This is a genomic window from Blastococcus sp. OS1-29 (assembly GCF_057628075.1).
In genome coordinates, this window is record NZ_JBXXJK010000001.1 from 309,152 (window position 1) to 323,325 (window position 14,174).

Genomic DNA, 14,174 nt, shown 5'->3' on the forward strand with positions numbered 1-14,174 from the left:
GACGGTAGCCGCCCGCTACGGTTCCTCCTCGTGCCGCAGGTCTGGAGCTCGCCGGTTCGCTACGTGGAGTGCGACCAGCAGGGCGTCGTCTTCAACGCGCACTACCTCACCTGGGCCGACGAGGCCTCGAATCACTGGTGGGTCGCGAACGGTCTGCACTGGGACACGGTCGCGGCACGCGTCGACCCCGTTGTGAAGGCCAGCACGCTGGAGTGGACGTCGTCGGCCCGCTGGGGCGACACGGTGACGGTGGACGCCGAGACGGAGAAACTCGGCCGCACGAGCGTGACCGTGCGGTACACCGTCCGCGTCGGGGACCGCGTCTGCTGCGTCGTCCGCAACACCTACGTGGCCACCGACGCGGCTCGGGCCACGCCCTGGCCCGAGGACATCCGGGCGGCGCTCGCGGGAGGGCTCAGCTGAGCCCGGAGCTCACCAGCCGGCCTTCTCCTGGCCGGAGAGCTCCGCGATCGCCTCCATGATCGTGTCGGTCACCTCGCGCCGGGCCTTGCCGTTGTTCGCCTTGCCGCGGTACTCGGGGAAGGTGAGCGGCTTGCCGAACGTCACCGAGAAGCGGTGCGGCCACGGCCAGGGCGCGCCGATCGGCTGGATCCTGTCGGTGCCGGCAACCGCCACGGGGACGACGGGGCAGTCGGCGGTCAGCGCCAGCCAGGCGACCCCGGTCTTGCCGCGGGCGAGCCGGCCGTCGCGCGAGCGCGTGCCCTCGGGGTAGATCCCGAACCCGCCGCCGGCCCGCAGCACGGTCATGGCCGTGTCGAGGGCCTCCTGCGCGGCCCGGTTGGTCTGCCGGTGGACAGGCATCGCGCCGAGGGCGGTGAACAGAGTGCGGGTCAGCCAGCCCTTGAGCCCGGTGCCGGTGAAGTACTCGGCCTTCGCCAGGTACCCGACCCGTCGCGGCGCCATGAGCGGGATGACCATGCTGTCGATGAAGGACAGGTGGTTGCTCGCGATGATGAACGGGCCGGTGGCCGGCACGTTCTCACGCCCGACGATCGTCGGCCGCAGGATGAGGAACGCCGGCCGCAGCACGAACCGGGCTATGAGGTAGAGCACGCCGCATTGTCCCGAATGGCGCCGGCGATGGTGGAGCCAGGCTCACCGGAGGGACTGGGGAGGCGGGCAGGCGTCGCGGATGATGGCCCGGACGTCGTCCGGAAGCTGCCCGTGCCCGGTCGCCGACTCGGTGATGACCTGGGCGATGTCGCGCACCTTCCGGTGGGTGTGGCTGGAGATGTGCGCCAGCAGGTCGAAGGCCACCGGGTCGCTGCAGCTGGTCAGCAGCATCAGGATCCCCTTGGCCTGCTCGATGCACGCCCGGCTGGCCATCGCGGCGCGCATCTGCCCCACCTCGGCCTGCAGCGCCTGCGCGCGGTCGGTCGGCGAGCCCGGCGGGTGGCACTCGGTGATGTCGACAGCCAGTCCCTCGACCGCGGTGACCACACCGTGGTCGTCGGTGCGGCACTCCCCGACGGTCACGACGTCCCGCTGCTGGCCGTCGGCCCGGATGGTGCGCGTCTCCAGCGCGAAGTCGCGCCCTGCCGAGCACGCCCCGGACATGGCGGCGAGGAGCCGGGCGCGGTCCTCGACGTGCTGGTACCGCAGGTAGGTCTCGGTGTCCGGCTGCGGCGCGGTCGGGGGCAGGCCGTGCAGCATGAACATCTCCGGCGACCACCACCAGCCGCCGCTGCGGCGGTCGTAGCGGTAGCGCCCCGCGATGCGGACGGACTCCTCGTCCTGCAGGCGTGGAGCGGGCGGCCCAGGCGTGACCGTGCGTGGCGCGTTGTCGACGAACCGGTGCCGGGACACGGTTGCTGAGGACATGGCTTCCCCCCGGGCTGACGCTCCGATGGGGGGACGGTACGTGCCAGGCGCGCCACGCGCAGGATTCAGGACGTGGGTGCTCGTGCCGTCACGGTCGGTTCCATCGGGACGACGGCGCGTCGGACCGGTCCCTAGGATCGGTGGACATGCGCCTGCCCGGCCGTTACGACGGCGTCGCCCGACCGATCGTCACCTACGGCAGCGATCCCGTGCTGCACCACCCCTGCACGCCCGTGGCGGAGTTCGACGCGAAACTCCGCCGGCTCGTGCTGGACATGTTCGCCAGCATGGAGGCGGCCGACGGTGTCGGGCTGGCCGCCAACCAGATCGGCGTGGACGCGCGGATCTTCGTCATCGACTGCCCGGACGCCGAGGACGAGGACGTCGTCGGGTACGTCATCAACCCGACGCTCACGCTGCCTGCGCCGGTGGGCGACGAGCCGGCCGAGCTCATCACCGACGAGGGATGCCTGTCGGTCCCCGGCCCGTACGCCGACCTGCCGCGGGCCTACCGGGCGCGAGTCGACGGTGTCGACGTCGACGGCAACCCGGTGACGATCGAGACGACCGGCATGGCCGCACGCTGCCTCCAGCACGAGGTCGACCACCTCAACGGCACGGTGTACGTGGATCTGCTGCCCGCGGAGCAGCGCGAGCAGTTGCTGGCCGAGGCGGCCGGGCCGGGCGGCGACCTGCCGGCATGAGCCGGCTGGTCCTCTTCGACCTCGACGGCACGCTGGTCGACTCCTCGCCGGGCATTCACGCGTCGGTGCGGGTCGCGGTGGCCTCGCTCGGCCTGCCGGAGCCGACGGCGGCGCAGCTGCGGGCCATGGTCGGCCCGCCGCTGCAGGAGGGTTTCGCGCTCGGCTTCGGCTTGACGGGCGACGAGGTCGACCGGGCCGTGACCGCCTACCGCGCGTACTACTCGGCGGGCGCGATGCTCGAGGCGCCGCCGTATCCCGGGATCCCGGACCTCCTGGGGCGGCTGCGGGCCGACGGGGCGACGCTCGCCGTCGCCACCAGCAAGCCGGAGCCGTTCGCCGTCGCCGTCCTGGAGCACGCCGGGCTGCTCGGGCAGTTCGCCTCGGTGCACGGCGCGACCCTCGACGGCGCCGTCCGGCACAAGGACCAGGTGGTGGCCGCCGCGCTGGCGCGGCACCCCTCGGGCCGCGACCCGGTCCTGGTCGGCGACCGCGCGCAGGACGTCCGGGGCGCCGCGGCGCACGGACTGCCGTGCATCGGGGCGGGCTGGGGGCCCGCGGAGGACGGCGAACTCGAGGCGGCGGGCGCGGCGATCATCGCGGCCACGCCGGCCGACGTCGTCGGTGCGCTGGCGAAGATGTCGGGATGAGACCCATGACCGAGCAGCAGGTCCGGCGGTCGTTCGTGAACTGCTCGCGGGGCGAGGCCCAGGGCCTCACCCTTCCCCGGGGCTTCGCCGACCTCGACTGGGCGCGGCTCGACGTGTTCGGGTGGCGGGACCCGAAGGCGCCGTTGCGTGGATACCTGGTCCTCGACGTCGCCGAGGGACCGGTCGGCATCGCCGTGCGGGCGGCGGACTCGCGCATGTCCAGCGGGACGGCGGTGATGTGCCTGCTCTGCGAGACCGGGCAGGCCGGCGACGCGGTGTCGCTGTTCACGGCGCGGCGCACCGGCGGGGCCGGGCGCAACGGCAACACGGTCGGTACCTACATCTGCGCCGATCTCGGCTGCTCGGAGCGGGTGCGGACGGAGATCCCGCCGTGGCTGCAGCTGCGTGATCCGGTGGAGGTGGTCGCCGAGCGGGCCACCGAGCTGCGCGAACGGGCCGAGCGCTTCCTGGCCGCCGTCCGGCGCTGATGTGTGAGCACGGTGCGCCGCGGGGCACCTGACCGCGCATGACCGAATCGACGCCGCTGCGCGCCCTCGCCCTCGTCTGCACGCTCTCGCCCTCCCCGACGGAGTCCAGCAGCGAGCTCATGGCTCGTCAGGTGCTCGACGAACTGGCGAAGCACGACGTCACCGGCGACGTCGTGCGGGTGGTCGACCACGACGTGAAGCCCGGCGTCGAGGTCGACATGGGTGAGGGGGACGCGTGGCCGGCGATCCGCGCGCAGATGATGGCGGCAGACATCCTGATCGTGTCCACGCCGACGTGGGTCGGGCACATGAGCAGCGTCGCGCAGCGGGTGCTGGAGCGGCTGGACGGCGAGCTGTCCGAGACCGACGACTCCGGCCGGCCGGTCATCAGCGGCAAGGTGGCGGTCACCGCCGTCGTCGGCAACGAGGACGGCGCGCACAAGATCACCGCTGACCTGATGCAGGGCCTCAACGACATCGGGTTCACGATCCCGGCGCAGGGTGGTACCTACTGGAACGACGAGGCCATGGGCAGCCGCGACTACAAGGACCTCGACGAGACGCCGGAGGCGGTCGCCTCCACCACGGCGACCCTGGCGGAGAACGCGGCAGTGCTGGCGCGGGCGCTGAAGCGCACGCCGTACCCGAGCAGCTGAGCGGGCTCAGGCCGCGAGCGCCTCGGCGTCCTCGGTCCGGGCCGACGCCGGCTCGAGTGCGCGACGGCGGAGCGTCAGCAGGGCGACGGCGCCGAGCGCGAGCACGATGACCACCACGCCGTAGATCTCCGCGGTCCGCTGGAGTCCGATGTCGCCGACCGCGATCCCCGCGGCGACCGCGGGGATGCTGAACGCGAGGTAGCCGACGACGAAGATGCTGGCCAGCAGACCCGCCCGGTAGCCGGACGCGACGCCGGCGGTGATCGTCGCGATGGCGCCGAGGAAGGCCCCGCCGAACCCGAACCCGCTGACCGCCGCAGCGACGAACAGCGCCGGCACCGAGCCGGCGAACAGCGTCGCCACCGTGCCGCCGACGCCGACGGCGAAGACGAGGGCGCCGACCACGAGGGCCCGCTCGGGCGCGGCCTTCCCGAGGGCGAGCGAGCCGAGCACGCCGGTGCCGTTCAGCGCGAAGATCAGCAGGCCGCCGGCCAGGTGGTTGTCGACGCCGAAGACGTCCACCAGCAGCGACGGGCCGAGCGAGGCGAAGAGCCCACCTATCGCCCAGCAGGCGGCCACGACGGGCAGCGCCACCAGGAACGGCCGCCGGTTGGCCGGCGGCACGTGGACTCGCGGCCGCAGCGACGACACCGTGCCCGGCAGGCGGGCGGAGGTCTCCGGCAGCCAGAGCAGCGTGCCGACCGACGCCAGGACGAACACGACCGTGAGGACGGAGAACACCCAGTCGGTCGGCGACGGGACGTACTGCACCAGCAGGCCGGCGCCGACCGCGCCGAGCGACAGGCCGAGCCCGGGGGAGGCAGTGTTGATGAACGCGCCGAGGGGCCGCTCGCGGTTCTGCAGGTCGAGGACCGCGGCGCCCAGCGTGCTGGTCAGCGCGCCGGTCGCCAGCCCCTGGACGATGCGGGCGGCGAGCAGCCAGCCCACGCCGTCGGAGACGAGGAACAGGACCATCGACGCGGCCTCGAGGAGGAACGCGACGACGAGCACGGGCCGTCGTCCCACGTGGTCGGACAGTCCGCCCACGACCAGCAGCGAGATCAGCAGGGCCAGCGCGTAGATGCCGAAGATCGTCGTCAGCACGCCCGAGCTGAACCCGAACTCCTGCTGGTAGACGCGGTACAGCGGCGACGGGACCCCGGACGCGGCGAGCATCAGGACCAGGAGCACCGCCACCCACCAGAAGGCAGCCGGCCTGCCGAGGCGACGAGAGGGCACGAAGAGGGGCAAGCCACCCGGCCGCCGGCGCATTCCCGCGGCTCCGCGCGCCGGGCGGGGAAGGGCCGAGGGGTGCGGTGCGTTGTCGCATGCATGACCCAGTCGTTCGAGATCGACCTGCACTCGGAGTACCTGCGGGCCGACCTGTTCCTGGCCATGGGACAGCCCACGGAGGCGGCGCGCATCCTGACCCACGTGGTGGCCGCGGAGCCGGCGAACCCGGCCGCGGTCGAGCTGCTCGCCCGCGCCTACTTCGGCTCGGCGCAGCTGGGCCGGGCCGAGGAGACGCTGACCCGGCTGATCGGTCTGGCGCCCACCAACGGCTGGGCGCGGCGGGCGCTGGCCCGCACGCTGGAGCGGCAGAGCCGCCACGACGAGGCCGTGGCCCACCACCGCGTGGCGGACGCCCTCGGCGCGGAGTGACGGCACGCCGTCCGGGGCCGCGGGAGGTGGCTGCGGGGGCCGCGGATCCTGCCCGACGGAGGAGCCTGCGCCCATGAGCATGCTCGGACGACTCATGGGCAAGGTGACGGGCACCGTCAAGCAGGCCGAGCGGGGCGACCACGGCGCGCACGGCACCGGTGATCGCAACGTCGGCGGCCGGGTGGGCGGTACGGCCGCCCCCAGCGCCCCCGTGCCGCCGGAACTGCCACTGGACGACGACGGGACCGACGCCCGCAACCTCGGGGGCTGATGGCGGTTCCGGGGCGGGCGCCTCGTACCGTCCTGGGCGTGACCATCCCCGTCCGTTCCGGCGGCGCACGACCGACGGCCCGCGCCGCGGGACCCGACCCACTGGCCCCCCTCCTCGACCTCCCCGGTGTCCGGGAGGCGGCCGACGGTGCGCGGGCCGGAATCGACCGGCTGCTCCGGCACAAGGTGCTGCGCCGCGAATCGGCGGGCGTGAGCACCGAGTCGGCGCTGCGCGGCGCCCGCGCGTCGGCGGCTCTGGAGGGTGTGGACGTCCCGCTGGCCGACCTGCGCGCCGGCAGCGTGTCCGATCCGCTGGTGCAGGGCGCGCTGCGGGTGTCCGCCGGGCTCGGCTCGATGATCGACACCTGGTCGCGGGCCCCGGGTCAGGTGCTGGCGCGGCTGCACGTCCTGGCCGCTGCCGACCTCACCGACAGCGGCGAACTCGGCCGTCCGGCGCCGCACGCCGGCCCGCGGTTGGCGGGCCTGTTCGCGCTGGCCACCGGGACGACGTCCGCTCCGGCCGTGCTGGTCGCCGCGCTGGTGCACGGCGAGCTCGCCGCGCTGGCACCGTTCGGCACCGCCGACGGCGTGGTCGCCCGGGGCGCGGCCCGGCTCACCGGGATCACCCGCGGGCTGGACCCGAAGGCCGTGTCGGTGCCCGAGGTCGGCTTCGCCGAGCTGGGCCGGGACGCGTATCTCGAGGCGCTGGACGGCTATGCCTCCGGCACGCGGCCGGGTGTGGCCGGCTGGCTCGTGCACTGCTGCCGGGCCACCGAGCACGGCGCCCTCGAGGGGCTGGCGATCTGCGAGAGCCTGCTCCGCGGCTGACCAGCGGGCCGCCGCGGGAGCGCGAACACTGACCCCATGGACTACCTCGACGTCGACGGGCTCGGCCCGGTCAGCCGGATCGGGCTGGGCACCTGGCAGTTCGGCTCGCGCGAGTGGGGATACGGCGACGCGTATGCCGACCGTGCCGCACGCGACATCGTCCGACGGGCCCGCGAACTGGGCGTCACGCTGTTCGACACGGCCGAGATCTACGGCTTCGGCCGCAGCGAGCGGATCCTCGGCGAGGCGCTGGGTCACGAGCGGGCCGACGTCGTCGTCGCCAGCAAGATCTTCCCGGTCGCGCCCTTCCCGCCGGTGATCCGGCAACGCTTCGAGGGCAGCGCGAAGCGATTGGGCCTGTCGCGGATCCCGCTCTACCAGGTGCACCAGCCCAATCCGCTGGTGCCCGACTCGGTGATCATGCCCGGGTTGCGCACGCTCCTGGACGACGACCGGATCGGCGCCGCCGGCGTCTCCAACTACTCGCTGGACCGCTGGCGTGCCGCGGACACCGCGCTGGGGCGCCCGGTGGTCAGCAACCAGGTGCAGTTCTCGCTGGCCCACGCCCAGCCGCTCGACGACCTGGTGCCCTTCGCCGAGCGGGAGAACCGGGTGGTGATCGCCTACAGCCCGCTGGCCCAGGGCCTGCTCGGCGGCCGGTACACGGTCGGCCACCGTCCGGGCGGCGTCCGGGCGGTGAACCCGCTGTTCGGCTCCGAGAACCTGCGCCGGGCCCAACCGCTGCTCGACGTGCTCCGCGAGGTGGCCGACGCCCACCAGGCCCGGCCCGCGCAGATCGCCCTGGCCTGGCTCGTGGCGCTGCCGCGCGTGGTCGTCATCCCGGGGGCGTCCAGCGTCGAGCAACTGGAGAACAACGCGGCCGCCGCGGCGATCAGCCTGGCGACCGACGAGCGGGCCGCGCTCACCGCCGCGGCACAGGCCTTCCGCCCGCTGTCCGCCACGCGGACGGCCGTGGACGGCGTCCGCGAGTTCGCCGCCGGCTGGCTCAGTGCGGCGCGAGGAGGTAGCCGGCCACCGCAGTGAGGACGACGCCGGCGCCGGCGCCGGCGGCTGCGGCCAGCCAGGCGCCGGTGAGCGCGCCGGCGGCGACACCGCCGAGGAGGGCCAGCCAGGGCCCGGACAGCGAGACGAACAGGCCGATGCGGCGCCGGCGGGAGCGCCTTCGCCGGCGCGGGGCCGCTCGGGCGGTCTGACCGAACAGAACCGCGGCGCCCACGACGGCAAGCACGGCCAGCCAGGCGAGGACCACGGGAACCACGTCGGCAGGATGGCCCACCCGGCGCGAGGCGGGGGAGTGCCTCGCCGTCGGGTCAGGCGCCGCGGTGGCGTCGTCGGCCGGGAAGCGGACCGAGGGCCGACGGCGGGGCCGAGCGCAGCGCCCGGTGGCGGGCGTACCAGGCCAGGCCGACGACGGCCGCACCCACGCCCATGGCCGCGCCGGTGACGACCGGGGTCGGCGGGGCCGAGAAGCGGGCCCGCATGCTCACCGGGCGGGTGAACTGCAGGACCGGCCAGCCGTTCTGGAGCGCCGCCTTGCGCAGCCCCCGGTCGGGGTTCACGGCGGTGGGGTGGCCGACGGCCGACAGCATGGGCAGGTCGGTGATCGAGTCGCTGTAGGCGTAGCAGTCGGCGAGGTCGTAGCCGCCCTCGGCGGCGAGCCGGCGCATGGCCGCGGCCTTGTTCTCGCCGTAGGCGTAGAAGTCGATCTCGCCGGTGTAGCGGCCGTCCGCGACGATCATCCGGGTGGCGACCACCCGGTCGACGCCGAGCATCTCGCCGATCGGCTCGACCATCTCCGCGCCACTGCTGGAGACGATGACGATCTCGCGGCCCGCGGCGCGGTGCTCCTCGATCAGATCGGCCGCCTCGGCGTAGACGAGCGGGTCGACGATCTCGTGCAGCGTCTCCTGGACGATGTCCTGCACGGTCGCGGCGTCCCAGCCGGTCACCATCGTGGTGAGCTGGGCGCGCAGCCGCTCCATCTGCTGGGCGTCGGCGCCGGCGAGGGAGAAGACCAGCTGCGCGTAGGCTGTCTTGAGCACGGCGCGGCGATTGATCAGCCCACCGTTGAAGAACGGCCGGCCGAAGGCCAGGGTGCTGGACTTGGCGATGACCGTCTTGTCCAGGTCGAAGAACGCCGCGGCGCGGGTCACAAGACACGACTGTAAGTGGACAGGAACGGGGCGGCTGGCTCCGCGCGCCGTCCACACCCGTTCGGGTCATCCACAGTTTCCCTCGGGATATGGCACTGTCTGCCCGCCCGCTGCTGGGCTGGCGCCGTGTCCCCTCCTCACGGCCCCTCCTCCCGCCCGCTCGTCGTCAGTTCGGACGAGGAGCTGATCGACGATCTGCTCCGGTTGCTCGCCACCGCGGGCGCCGAGCCGGAGCTGGCCACCGGCGGCCCGGCTCTGCGTCGCGCGCACCGGGATGCGCCGCTGGTGCTGGTCGGCGCCGACGCCCTGACGGGCAGCGCACTGCGCTCCCTGCCGCGCCGCCCCGGCCTCGTGGTGGTGACCCCACGCGAGCTCCCGGCCAGCGCATGGGCCGCAGCGGTCGAGCTGGGGGCCGAGCGCGTCGCGGTGCTTCCCGTCGACGAGGCGTGGCTGGTCTCGCGGGCGTCGTCGGCGGTGCGCGCCCCGGTCGAGCGCGGGTGGCTCGTCGTCGTCGGCGGCAGCTGCGGCGGGGCCGGTACCAGCACCGTCGCGGCCGCGGTCGCGCTCGCCGCCGCGCCCGGCGTGCTCCTCGTCGACGGCGACCCCTGGGGTGGCGGCCTCGACCTGGTCCTCGGCGCGGAACGCGCCGACGGCCTGCGGTGGCCGGACCTGGCGGGCCTGCGGGGACGCGTTGCCGGCGACGCCCTGCTGGCGGCGCTCCCCGAGGTCGGCGGTGTGCATCTGCTCGCCTCGGCGCGGGAGGCGCCGGACGAGGTCCCCGCGGAGGCGCTGACGGCCGTCGTCGAGGCGGCCCGGTCGGTCGGGTGCCCGGCGGTCGTCGACCTGTTCCGTGCCGGGCCGCACGAGGCCGGCCCGGTGGCCGCCGACGCCGATCTCGCGGTTCTCGTCGTGCCCGGCCGGCTGCGGGCTGCCACCGCTGCCCGGCTGCTCGTGGAAGCGTCCGGTTCGCCCTGGTCGGGCGCCCAGCTGGTCGTGGGCCGGGTGCCCGGCGGGCTCGGTCCGCGCGAGGTGGCCACCGTCGTGGGACGGCCGGTGCTCGCCGAGCTGCCGCACGACCGCAGCGCGGTGGCGCGGGGCGAGCGCGGGGAGCCGCCCGATGTGGGAGCCCGGTCTCCGCTGGGCGGCGTGGCCCGGCGCATCGTCGCGGCGGTCAGCGCGCGGTGACGGCGCTGCTGGACCGGGTCCGCGCCCGCCTCGCCCTCGAACCCGTCGCCCCGACCCACGCACGGGTGGCCGCGCTCGTCCGGGAGGAGACCGGTGGACTGCTGGGGGAGGACGACGTCCTGCGCGCGGTGCGGGAGGCGATCGACGACGTGGCCGGCGCCGGCCCGCTGGAGGTGCTGCTGCGCGAACCCGGGGTCACCGACGTCCTGGTCAACGGCCCCGACGAGGTGTGGACGGATCGCGGCGCGGGGCTGACGCGGACGGCGGTGCGGTTCCCCGACGACGACGCCGTCCGCCGGCTCGCCGTCCGGCTGGCGGGGCTGGCCGGACGTCGTCTGGACGACGCAGCTCCGTGGGTCGACGTGGGCCTTCCCGACGGCACCCGCCTCCACGCCGTCCTGCCACCGGTCTCGGGCAGCGGCACGTGCCTGTCCTTGCGGGTCCTGCGGCGGTGCGCGTACTCCCTGGACGACCTCGGTGCGCTGGGCACGCTGCCCGGGGAGAGCGGTGAGTTGCTGCGGGCGGTCGTGGCGGGACGGCGCCCCTTCCTGGTCACCGGTGGCACCGGCACCGGGAAGACGACCCTGCTGTCGGCGCTCCTGGGCGAGGCGGATCCCGCGGACCGGATGGTCCTTTGCGAGGACGCGTCGGAGCTGAACCCCGCGCATCCGCACGTCGTCCGGCTGCTCACCCGCCCCCCGAACGTCGAGGGCGTGGGCCAGGTGACGTTGCGGGACCTGGTCCGGCAGGCGCTGCGCATGCGGCCGGACCGGCTGGTCGTCGGCGAGGTGCGCGGGGCCGAGGTGGTCGATCTGCTCGCCGCGCTCAACACCGGGCACGACGGCGGCTGCGGCACACTGCACGCGAACCGGCCGGCGGAGGTGCCGGCGCGGCTGGAGGCGCTGGGCGTGGCCGCCGGGCTCGGCCGGACGGCGGTGCACAGCCAGGCCGCCGCGGCCCTCGCCCTGGTCGTGCACCTGCGCCGGACCCCTGGCGGACGCCGGGTCGACGAGATCGGCGCGCCACGGCGGTCGGGCGACCTCGTCGTCGTCGAGCCCGCATGGCGCGCCGACGGCGGCCCCTGCCCCGGCAGGGCGCGCATGGAGGAGCAACTCGCGGCGCAGCCGCCGTGCTGACCGCGGCCCTCTGCTGTGCCGTCGCGCTGCTGGCATGGCCGGACCGGGACACCGTCCGGCGCTGGAGAGTGGCCGCCCTGGCTGGCCGGGGCGCCGTTCCCCGGGGCGGTGACATCCGGACACTGCCCCTGCCGGCCGCCGCGGCTGCGGTCGCCGTGCTCGCCGGCGCCCTCCTCAGCACCCCGCTGGTCGCGGTGCTCGGCGGGACCGTTGCCCTCCTCGGGGTGCGCTCCTGGCTCTCGGCGCGGGCGGCACGGGCGGGCGGCGGACGGCTCCGGTCGCTCGCCGACGGGTTGGGTGCGCTCGCCGCGGACCTGCGCAGCGGCCGGTCCCTGGCGGCGGCGATCGAGTCCGCGGCGGTCGCGTGCGCCGACCAGGACTGCGGGGCCGCCCTGGCGAGGGTCCTGCGGGCACCTGCCCTCCCCGGCGGCCATGCCGATCCGCTGCTCGCGGACGCGCTCACCCGGGTCGCGGCCGCGGTGCAGTTGAGCGGACGCACCGGCTGCTCACTGGCGGCCGTCGTCCGCGCCGTCGAGGACGACCTGCGTGCCCGCCACCGACTCCGGCACGAGCTGCAGACCGCCACCGCAGCGCCCCGCGCCAGCGCAGCGCTGCTCGCCGGGCTGCCGGTGCTGGGGCTGGCGATGGGGCACGGGATCGGTGCGGATCCGTGGGGTGTGCTGACCGGCACCGCTGTCGGCCAGGTGCTGCTCGTCGCGGGAGTCGGGCTCGAGGCCGCAGGCGTGGCGTGGTCGCGCCGGCTGGTCGCGCGGGCTGCGCCATGAAGGCGGCGGCGCTGGCGCTCGGCGCGGCCCTGCTCCTGTGGGCACCGCGGGTGGACCCCCACCGGGTGACCTCGGTGCGCTCGCCGCGACGGTCGGAGGCGAGGGGACGGAGCCCGCTTCCGGTCGGCCCGAGACGGGTGCTCTCCGGCGCCGCGGCGCTCGCCGTCGCGTTGCTGGTCGGCGGCCCCACCGGCCTGCTCGCCGGCGGCATCGTCGCCGTCCTGGGGGAGCGGCTGCTCCGGAGGGGGGCGGACGACGGCCGGCGCGAGACCCGGGCGGCGCTGCTCCGCGACCTGCCGGCCGCATGCGACCTCATCGCCGTGTGCCTGATGGCCGGCGTGCCGGTGCCCGGGACGGTGGCGGCGGTGGGCGAGGCGGATGCCGGTCCGGTCGGCGCCGCGCTGCGTCGGGTGGCGGCGCTGCACCGGCTGGGTGCGGACCCGCGGCGTGCGTGGGACGACGTCCCCGACGAGCTGGCGGGGCTGGGGCGGGCCCTCGTCCGCGCCGGCGAGTCCGGCGCGGCCGTCGTCCCGGCGCTCCGGTCGCTCGCCGCCGACGGCCGAGCGGCCGCGCGGCTCGAGGCCGAGGCCGCCGTCCGCCGGGCCGGGATCTGGGTGCTGGCGCCGCTCGGAGCGTGCTTCCTCCCGGCCTTCCTGTGCCTGGGTGTCGTGCCCCTGGTGCTCGGCATCGCGGGCGACGTCTTCCGCTGGTGACCTCCGTGTCCACAGGCGGCCGCTCTCTCCACAGATCCGACCTGTGCCCGGGCCGGGTGGCCTCCGGCCGCGAGGGTCGGTGCAGCGCCCGGCCAGCGGGCTCGACGGAGGAGGTTCGCGATGACCAGCAGCACCACAGCCAGCACCACAGCCCGCCCACGACCGTGGTGGCGGGCCGCCCTGGTGGCGCGGTGGGCGACGGTACGGGAGAGCGGGGAACGAGGGATGAGTACCGCGGAGTACGCGGTCGGCACGGTCGCCGCCTGCGCCTTCGCCGCCGTCCTCTACCGCGTCGTGACCGGTGGCTCGATCGTCACCGGCCTCACGAAGCTGGTGGAGTCCGCGCTGGCGACGCTGTCCTGAACGCCAGGCTCCGGCGTGGGCGACGGATCCGGGCGGAGGCCGGCATGGTCACGGCCGAGACCGCCGTCGTGCTGCCCGTGCTGCTGTTCGTCCTCGCGGGTGCGGTGGCGGCCGTGACCGTGCTCGGGGCGCAGTTGCGCTGCGTCGACGCCGCCCGGGAGGGGGCGCGGGCGGCCGCGCGCGGGGAATCGGAGGTGGCGGTGCGGCGGCTGGTCGACCAGCTGTCGCCGGGCGGAGCAGTCACGCGGGTGAGCGGCGAGGGCGAACAGGTGCGGGTGACGGTCACCGTCCGGGTCGCACCCCTCGGGCCGATGCCTCTGGCGGTGACGCTGTCCGGCGCGGCGGTCGCCGTCCGCGAGCCCGGTGGCGCCGGGTGAGGGGCGGCCGTCCCGCCGGCGACCGGGGCTCGGCGACCGTCTGGGTCCTTGCGCTGTCCGGCGTCCTGGCGGTCCTCGCCGCCGCGGTCGTGCTGGTCGGCGCTGCCGCCGTCGCCAGGCACCGCGCGGGCACCGCGGCGGACCTCGCCGCCCTGGCCGGAGCCGGGCGGGCCGTCCTCGGGGAGCCGGATCCCTGCGGGCTCGCCGCCGAGGTGGCCCGGGCGAATGCCGCGAGCCTGGTCTTCTGCTCCGTCGACGCGTCGGCGGTGGTCGAGGTCCGGGTCAGCGTGCCGGTACGGCTGGGCCGGCTGGGGGTGCACGCGGCTTCGGCCCGGGCCCGCGCG

The 14,174-nt window shown here is 75.5% G+C and carries 20 protein-coding genes and 1 pseudogene; 16 read left to right on the forward strand and 5 right to left on the reverse strand.

Translation table 11 applies throughout. From position 1 onward, the window contains the following. Positions 1-30 precede the first annotated feature (30 nt). Positions 31-423 carry an acyl-CoA thioesterase gene (locus AC2H4J_RS01510; RefSeq protein WP_487463055.1) on the forward strand — a complete coding sequence of 131 codons (393 nt, stop codon included), beginning with the start codon at positions 31-33 and terminating at the stop codon, positions 421-423. A 9-nt stretch (positions 424-432) separates the two neighbouring features. Here AC2H4J_RS01510 and AC2H4J_RS01515 read toward each other — a convergent pair whose 3' ends face one another. Together AC2H4J_RS01515 and AC2H4J_RS01520 are read right to left on the reverse strand one after the other, a co-directional pair. Beyond that, complete coding sequence (locus tag AC2H4J_RS01515; protein ID WP_487463056.1) at positions 433-1,074, reverse strand: lysophospholipid acyltransferase family protein; 642 nt, start codon at positions 1,072-1,074, stop codon at positions 433-435. Between the two features lie 42 nt (positions 1,075-1,116). Next, the gene (locus tag AC2H4J_RS01520) at positions 1,117-1,842 is read right to left on the reverse strand and encodes an ANTAR domain-containing protein (RefSeq protein ID WP_487463057.1); all 726 of its coding nucleotides are present in this window, start codon (positions 1,840-1,842) and stop codon (positions 1,117-1,119) included. 146 nt (positions 1,843-1,988) lie between these two features. Here AC2H4J_RS01520 and def point away from each other — a divergent pair, with 146 nt between their 5' ends. Genes def through AC2H4J_RS01540 form a run of 4 tightly spaced genes read left to right on the forward strand, consistent with a single transcriptional unit; the run spans position 1,989 to position 4,337 of the window. Next, positions 1,989-2,546 (forward strand): peptide deformylase, encoded by a 558-nt coding sequence (gene def, locus AC2H4J_RS01525; RefSeq protein WP_487463058.1) that lies wholly within the window; start codon positions 1,989-1,991, stop codon positions 2,544-2,546. Continuing rightward, positions 2,543-3,193 (forward strand): HAD hydrolase-like protein, encoded by a 651-nt coding sequence (locus AC2H4J_RS01530; protein ID WP_487463059.1) that lies wholly within the window; start codon positions 2,543-2,545, stop codon positions 3,191-3,193. The genes def and AC2H4J_RS01530 overlap by 4 nt, the downstream gene beginning before the upstream one ends. A gap of 5 nt (positions 3,194-3,198) precedes the next feature. Continuing rightward, the gene (locus AC2H4J_RS01535) at positions 3,199-3,681 is read left to right on the forward strand and encodes an FBP domain-containing protein (RefSeq protein WP_487463060.1); all 483 of its coding nucleotides are present in this window, start codon (positions 3,199-3,201) and stop codon (positions 3,679-3,681) included. A gap of 38 nt (positions 3,682-3,719) precedes the next feature. After that, positions 3,720-4,337: a flavodoxin family protein gene (locus AC2H4J_RS01540; RefSeq protein ID WP_487463061.1), complete on the forward strand. Its 618-nt coding sequence runs from the start codon at positions 3,720-3,722 to the stop codon at positions 4,335-4,337. Positions 4,338-4,343: 6 nt separating this feature from the next. Here AC2H4J_RS01540 and AC2H4J_RS01545 read toward each other — a convergent pair whose 3' ends face one another. After that, complete coding sequence (locus AC2H4J_RS01545; protein ID WP_487463062.1) at positions 4,344-5,576, reverse strand: MFS transporter; 1,233 nt, start codon at positions 5,574-5,576, stop codon at positions 4,344-4,346. Between the two features lie 93 nt (positions 5,577-5,669). Between AC2H4J_RS01545 and AC2H4J_RS01550 the strand changes: the two genes are divergently transcribed. The 4 genes from AC2H4J_RS01550 to AC2H4J_RS01565 all read left to right on the forward strand — a co-directional run bounded on the left by AC2H4J_RS01550 (position 5,670) and on the right by AC2H4J_RS01565 (position 8,141). Next, positions 5,670-5,999 (forward strand): tetratricopeptide repeat protein, encoded by a 330-nt coding sequence (locus AC2H4J_RS01550; RefSeq protein ID WP_487463063.1) that lies wholly within the window; start codon positions 5,670-5,672, stop codon positions 5,997-5,999. A gap of 73 nt (positions 6,000-6,072) precedes the next feature. Further along, complete coding sequence (locus AC2H4J_RS01555; RefSeq protein WP_487463064.1) at positions 6,073-6,270, forward strand: hypothetical protein; 198 nt, start codon at positions 6,073-6,075, stop codon at positions 6,268-6,270. 38 nt (positions 6,271-6,308) lie between these two features. Beyond that, positions 6,309-7,097, forward strand: coding sequence for a Fic family protein (locus tag AC2H4J_RS01560; protein ID WP_487463065.1), 789 nt, complete (start codon positions 6,309-6,311; stop codon positions 7,095-7,097). A gap of 36 nt (positions 7,098-7,133) precedes the next feature. Then, positions 7,134-8,141, forward strand: coding sequence for an aldo/keto reductase (locus AC2H4J_RS01565; protein ID WP_487463066.1), 1,008 nt, complete (start codon positions 7,134-7,136; stop codon positions 8,139-8,141). On the opposite strand, the gene AC2H4J_RS01570 is transcribed toward AC2H4J_RS01565, so the two are convergent. Both AC2H4J_RS01570 and AC2H4J_RS01575 read right to left on the reverse strand, forming a co-directional pair. Further along, a complete protein-coding gene (locus AC2H4J_RS01570; protein WP_487463067.1) occupies positions 8,104-8,376 on the reverse strand; it encodes a hypothetical protein in 273 nt (90 codons plus the stop codon). The two genes, AC2H4J_RS01565 and AC2H4J_RS01570, sit on opposite strands and share 38 nt — an antisense overlap. Positions 8,377-8,428: 52 nt before the next feature. Further along, positions 8,429-9,271 carry an HAD family hydrolase gene (locus AC2H4J_RS01575; RefSeq protein ID WP_487463068.1) on the reverse strand — a complete coding sequence of 281 codons (843 nt, stop codon included), beginning with the start codon at positions 9,269-9,271 and terminating at the stop codon, positions 8,429-8,431. 126 nt (positions 9,272-9,397) lie between these two features. Here AC2H4J_RS01575 and ssd point away from each other — a divergent pair, with 126 nt between their 5' ends. From ssd to AC2H4J_RS01610, 7 genes and pseudogenes are all read left to right on the forward strand, one after another. Further along, entirely contained in the window at positions 9,398-10,456 is a 1,059-nt protein-coding gene (gene ssd / locus AC2H4J_RS01580) for a septum site-determining protein Ssd (protein ID WP_487463069.1), read from the forward strand. Then, positions 10,453-11,592, forward strand: a complete 1,140-nt coding sequence (locus tag AC2H4J_RS01585) for a TadA family conjugal transfer-associated ATPase (protein ID WP_487463070.1) — start codon at positions 10,453-10,455, stop codon at positions 11,590-11,592. The genes ssd and AC2H4J_RS01585 overlap by 4 nt, the downstream gene beginning before the upstream one ends. Beyond that, positions 11,586-12,377 carry a type II secretion system F family protein gene (locus tag AC2H4J_RS01590; protein ID WP_487463071.1) on the forward strand — a complete coding sequence of 264 codons (792 nt, stop codon included), beginning with the start codon at positions 11,586-11,588 and terminating at the stop codon, positions 12,375-12,377. The genes AC2H4J_RS01585 and AC2H4J_RS01590 overlap by 7 nt, the downstream gene beginning before the upstream one ends. Further along, the gene (locus AC2H4J_RS01595) at positions 12,374-13,090 is read left to right on the forward strand and encodes a type II secretion system F family protein (protein ID WP_487463072.1); all 717 of its coding nucleotides are present in this window, start codon (positions 12,374-12,376) and stop codon (positions 13,088-13,090) included. The genes AC2H4J_RS01590 and AC2H4J_RS01595 overlap by 4 nt, the downstream gene beginning before the upstream one ends. A gap of 225 nt (positions 13,091-13,315) precedes the next feature. Further along, positions 13,316-13,453 carry a DUF4244 domain-containing protein gene (locus AC2H4J_RS01600; RefSeq protein WP_487463073.1) on the forward strand — a complete coding sequence of 46 codons (138 nt, stop codon included), beginning with the start codon at positions 13,316-13,318 and terminating at the stop codon, positions 13,451-13,453. Between the two features lie 44 nt (positions 13,454-13,497). Then, positions 13,498-13,830 carry a TadE family type IV pilus minor pilin gene (locus AC2H4J_RS01605; RefSeq protein WP_487463074.1) on the forward strand — a complete coding sequence of 111 codons (333 nt, stop codon included), beginning with the start codon at positions 13,498-13,500 and terminating at the stop codon, positions 13,828-13,830. Then, a pseudogene (locus tag AC2H4J_RS01610) lies at positions 13,827-14,168 on the forward strand (Rv3654c family TadE-like protein); the annotation flags it as partial. The gene AC2H4J_RS01605 and the pseudogene AC2H4J_RS01610, both read left to right, overlap by 4 nt. Between the last annotated feature and the right edge of the window lie 6 nt (positions 14,169-14,174).

Excerpts from the sequence above, each read along its gene's own strand:
- AC2H4J_RS01520 (WP_487463057.1), bottom strand. The coding sequence starts at position 1,842 with ATGTCCTCAGCAACCGTGTCCCGGCACCGGTTCGTCGACAACGCGCCA.
- def (WP_487463058.1), top strand. The coding sequence starts at position 1,989 with ATGCGCCTGCCCGGCCGTTACGACGGCGTCGCCCGACCGATCGTCACC.
- AC2H4J_RS01530 (WP_487463059.1), top strand. The coding sequence starts at position 2,543 with ATGAGCCGGCTGGTCCTCTTCGACCTCGACGGCACGCTGGTCGACTCC.
- AC2H4J_RS01535 (WP_487463060.1), top strand. The coding sequence starts at position 3,199 with ATGACCGAGCAGCAGGTCCGGCGGTCGTTCGTGAACTGCTCGCGGGGC.
- AC2H4J_RS01540 (WP_487463061.1), top strand. The coding sequence starts at position 3,720 with ATGACCGAATCGACGCCGCTGCGCGCCCTCGCCCTCGTCTGCACGCTC.
- AC2H4J_RS01550 (WP_487463063.1), top strand. The coding sequence starts at position 5,670 with ATGACCCAGTCGTTCGAGATCGACCTGCACTCGGAGTACCTGCGGGCC.
- AC2H4J_RS01555 (WP_487463064.1), top strand. The coding sequence starts at position 6,073 with ATGAGCATGCTCGGACGACTCATGGGCAAGGTGACGGGCACCGTCAAG.
- AC2H4J_RS01565 (WP_487463066.1), top strand. The coding sequence starts at position 7,134 with ATGGACTACCTCGACGTCGACGGGCTCGGCCCGGTCAGCCGGATCGGG.
- AC2H4J_RS01595 (WP_487463072.1), top strand. The coding sequence starts at position 12,374 with ATGAAGGCGGCGGCGCTGGCGCTCGGCGCGGCCCTGCTCCTGTGGGCA.
- AC2H4J_RS01600 (WP_487463073.1), top strand. The coding sequence starts at position 13,316 with ATGAGTACCGCGGAGTACGCGGTCGGCACGGTCGCCGCCTGCGCCTTC.
- AC2H4J_RS01605 (WP_487463074.1), top strand. The coding sequence starts at position 13,498 with ATGGTCACGGCCGAGACCGCCGTCGTGCTGCCCGTGCTGCTGTTCGTC.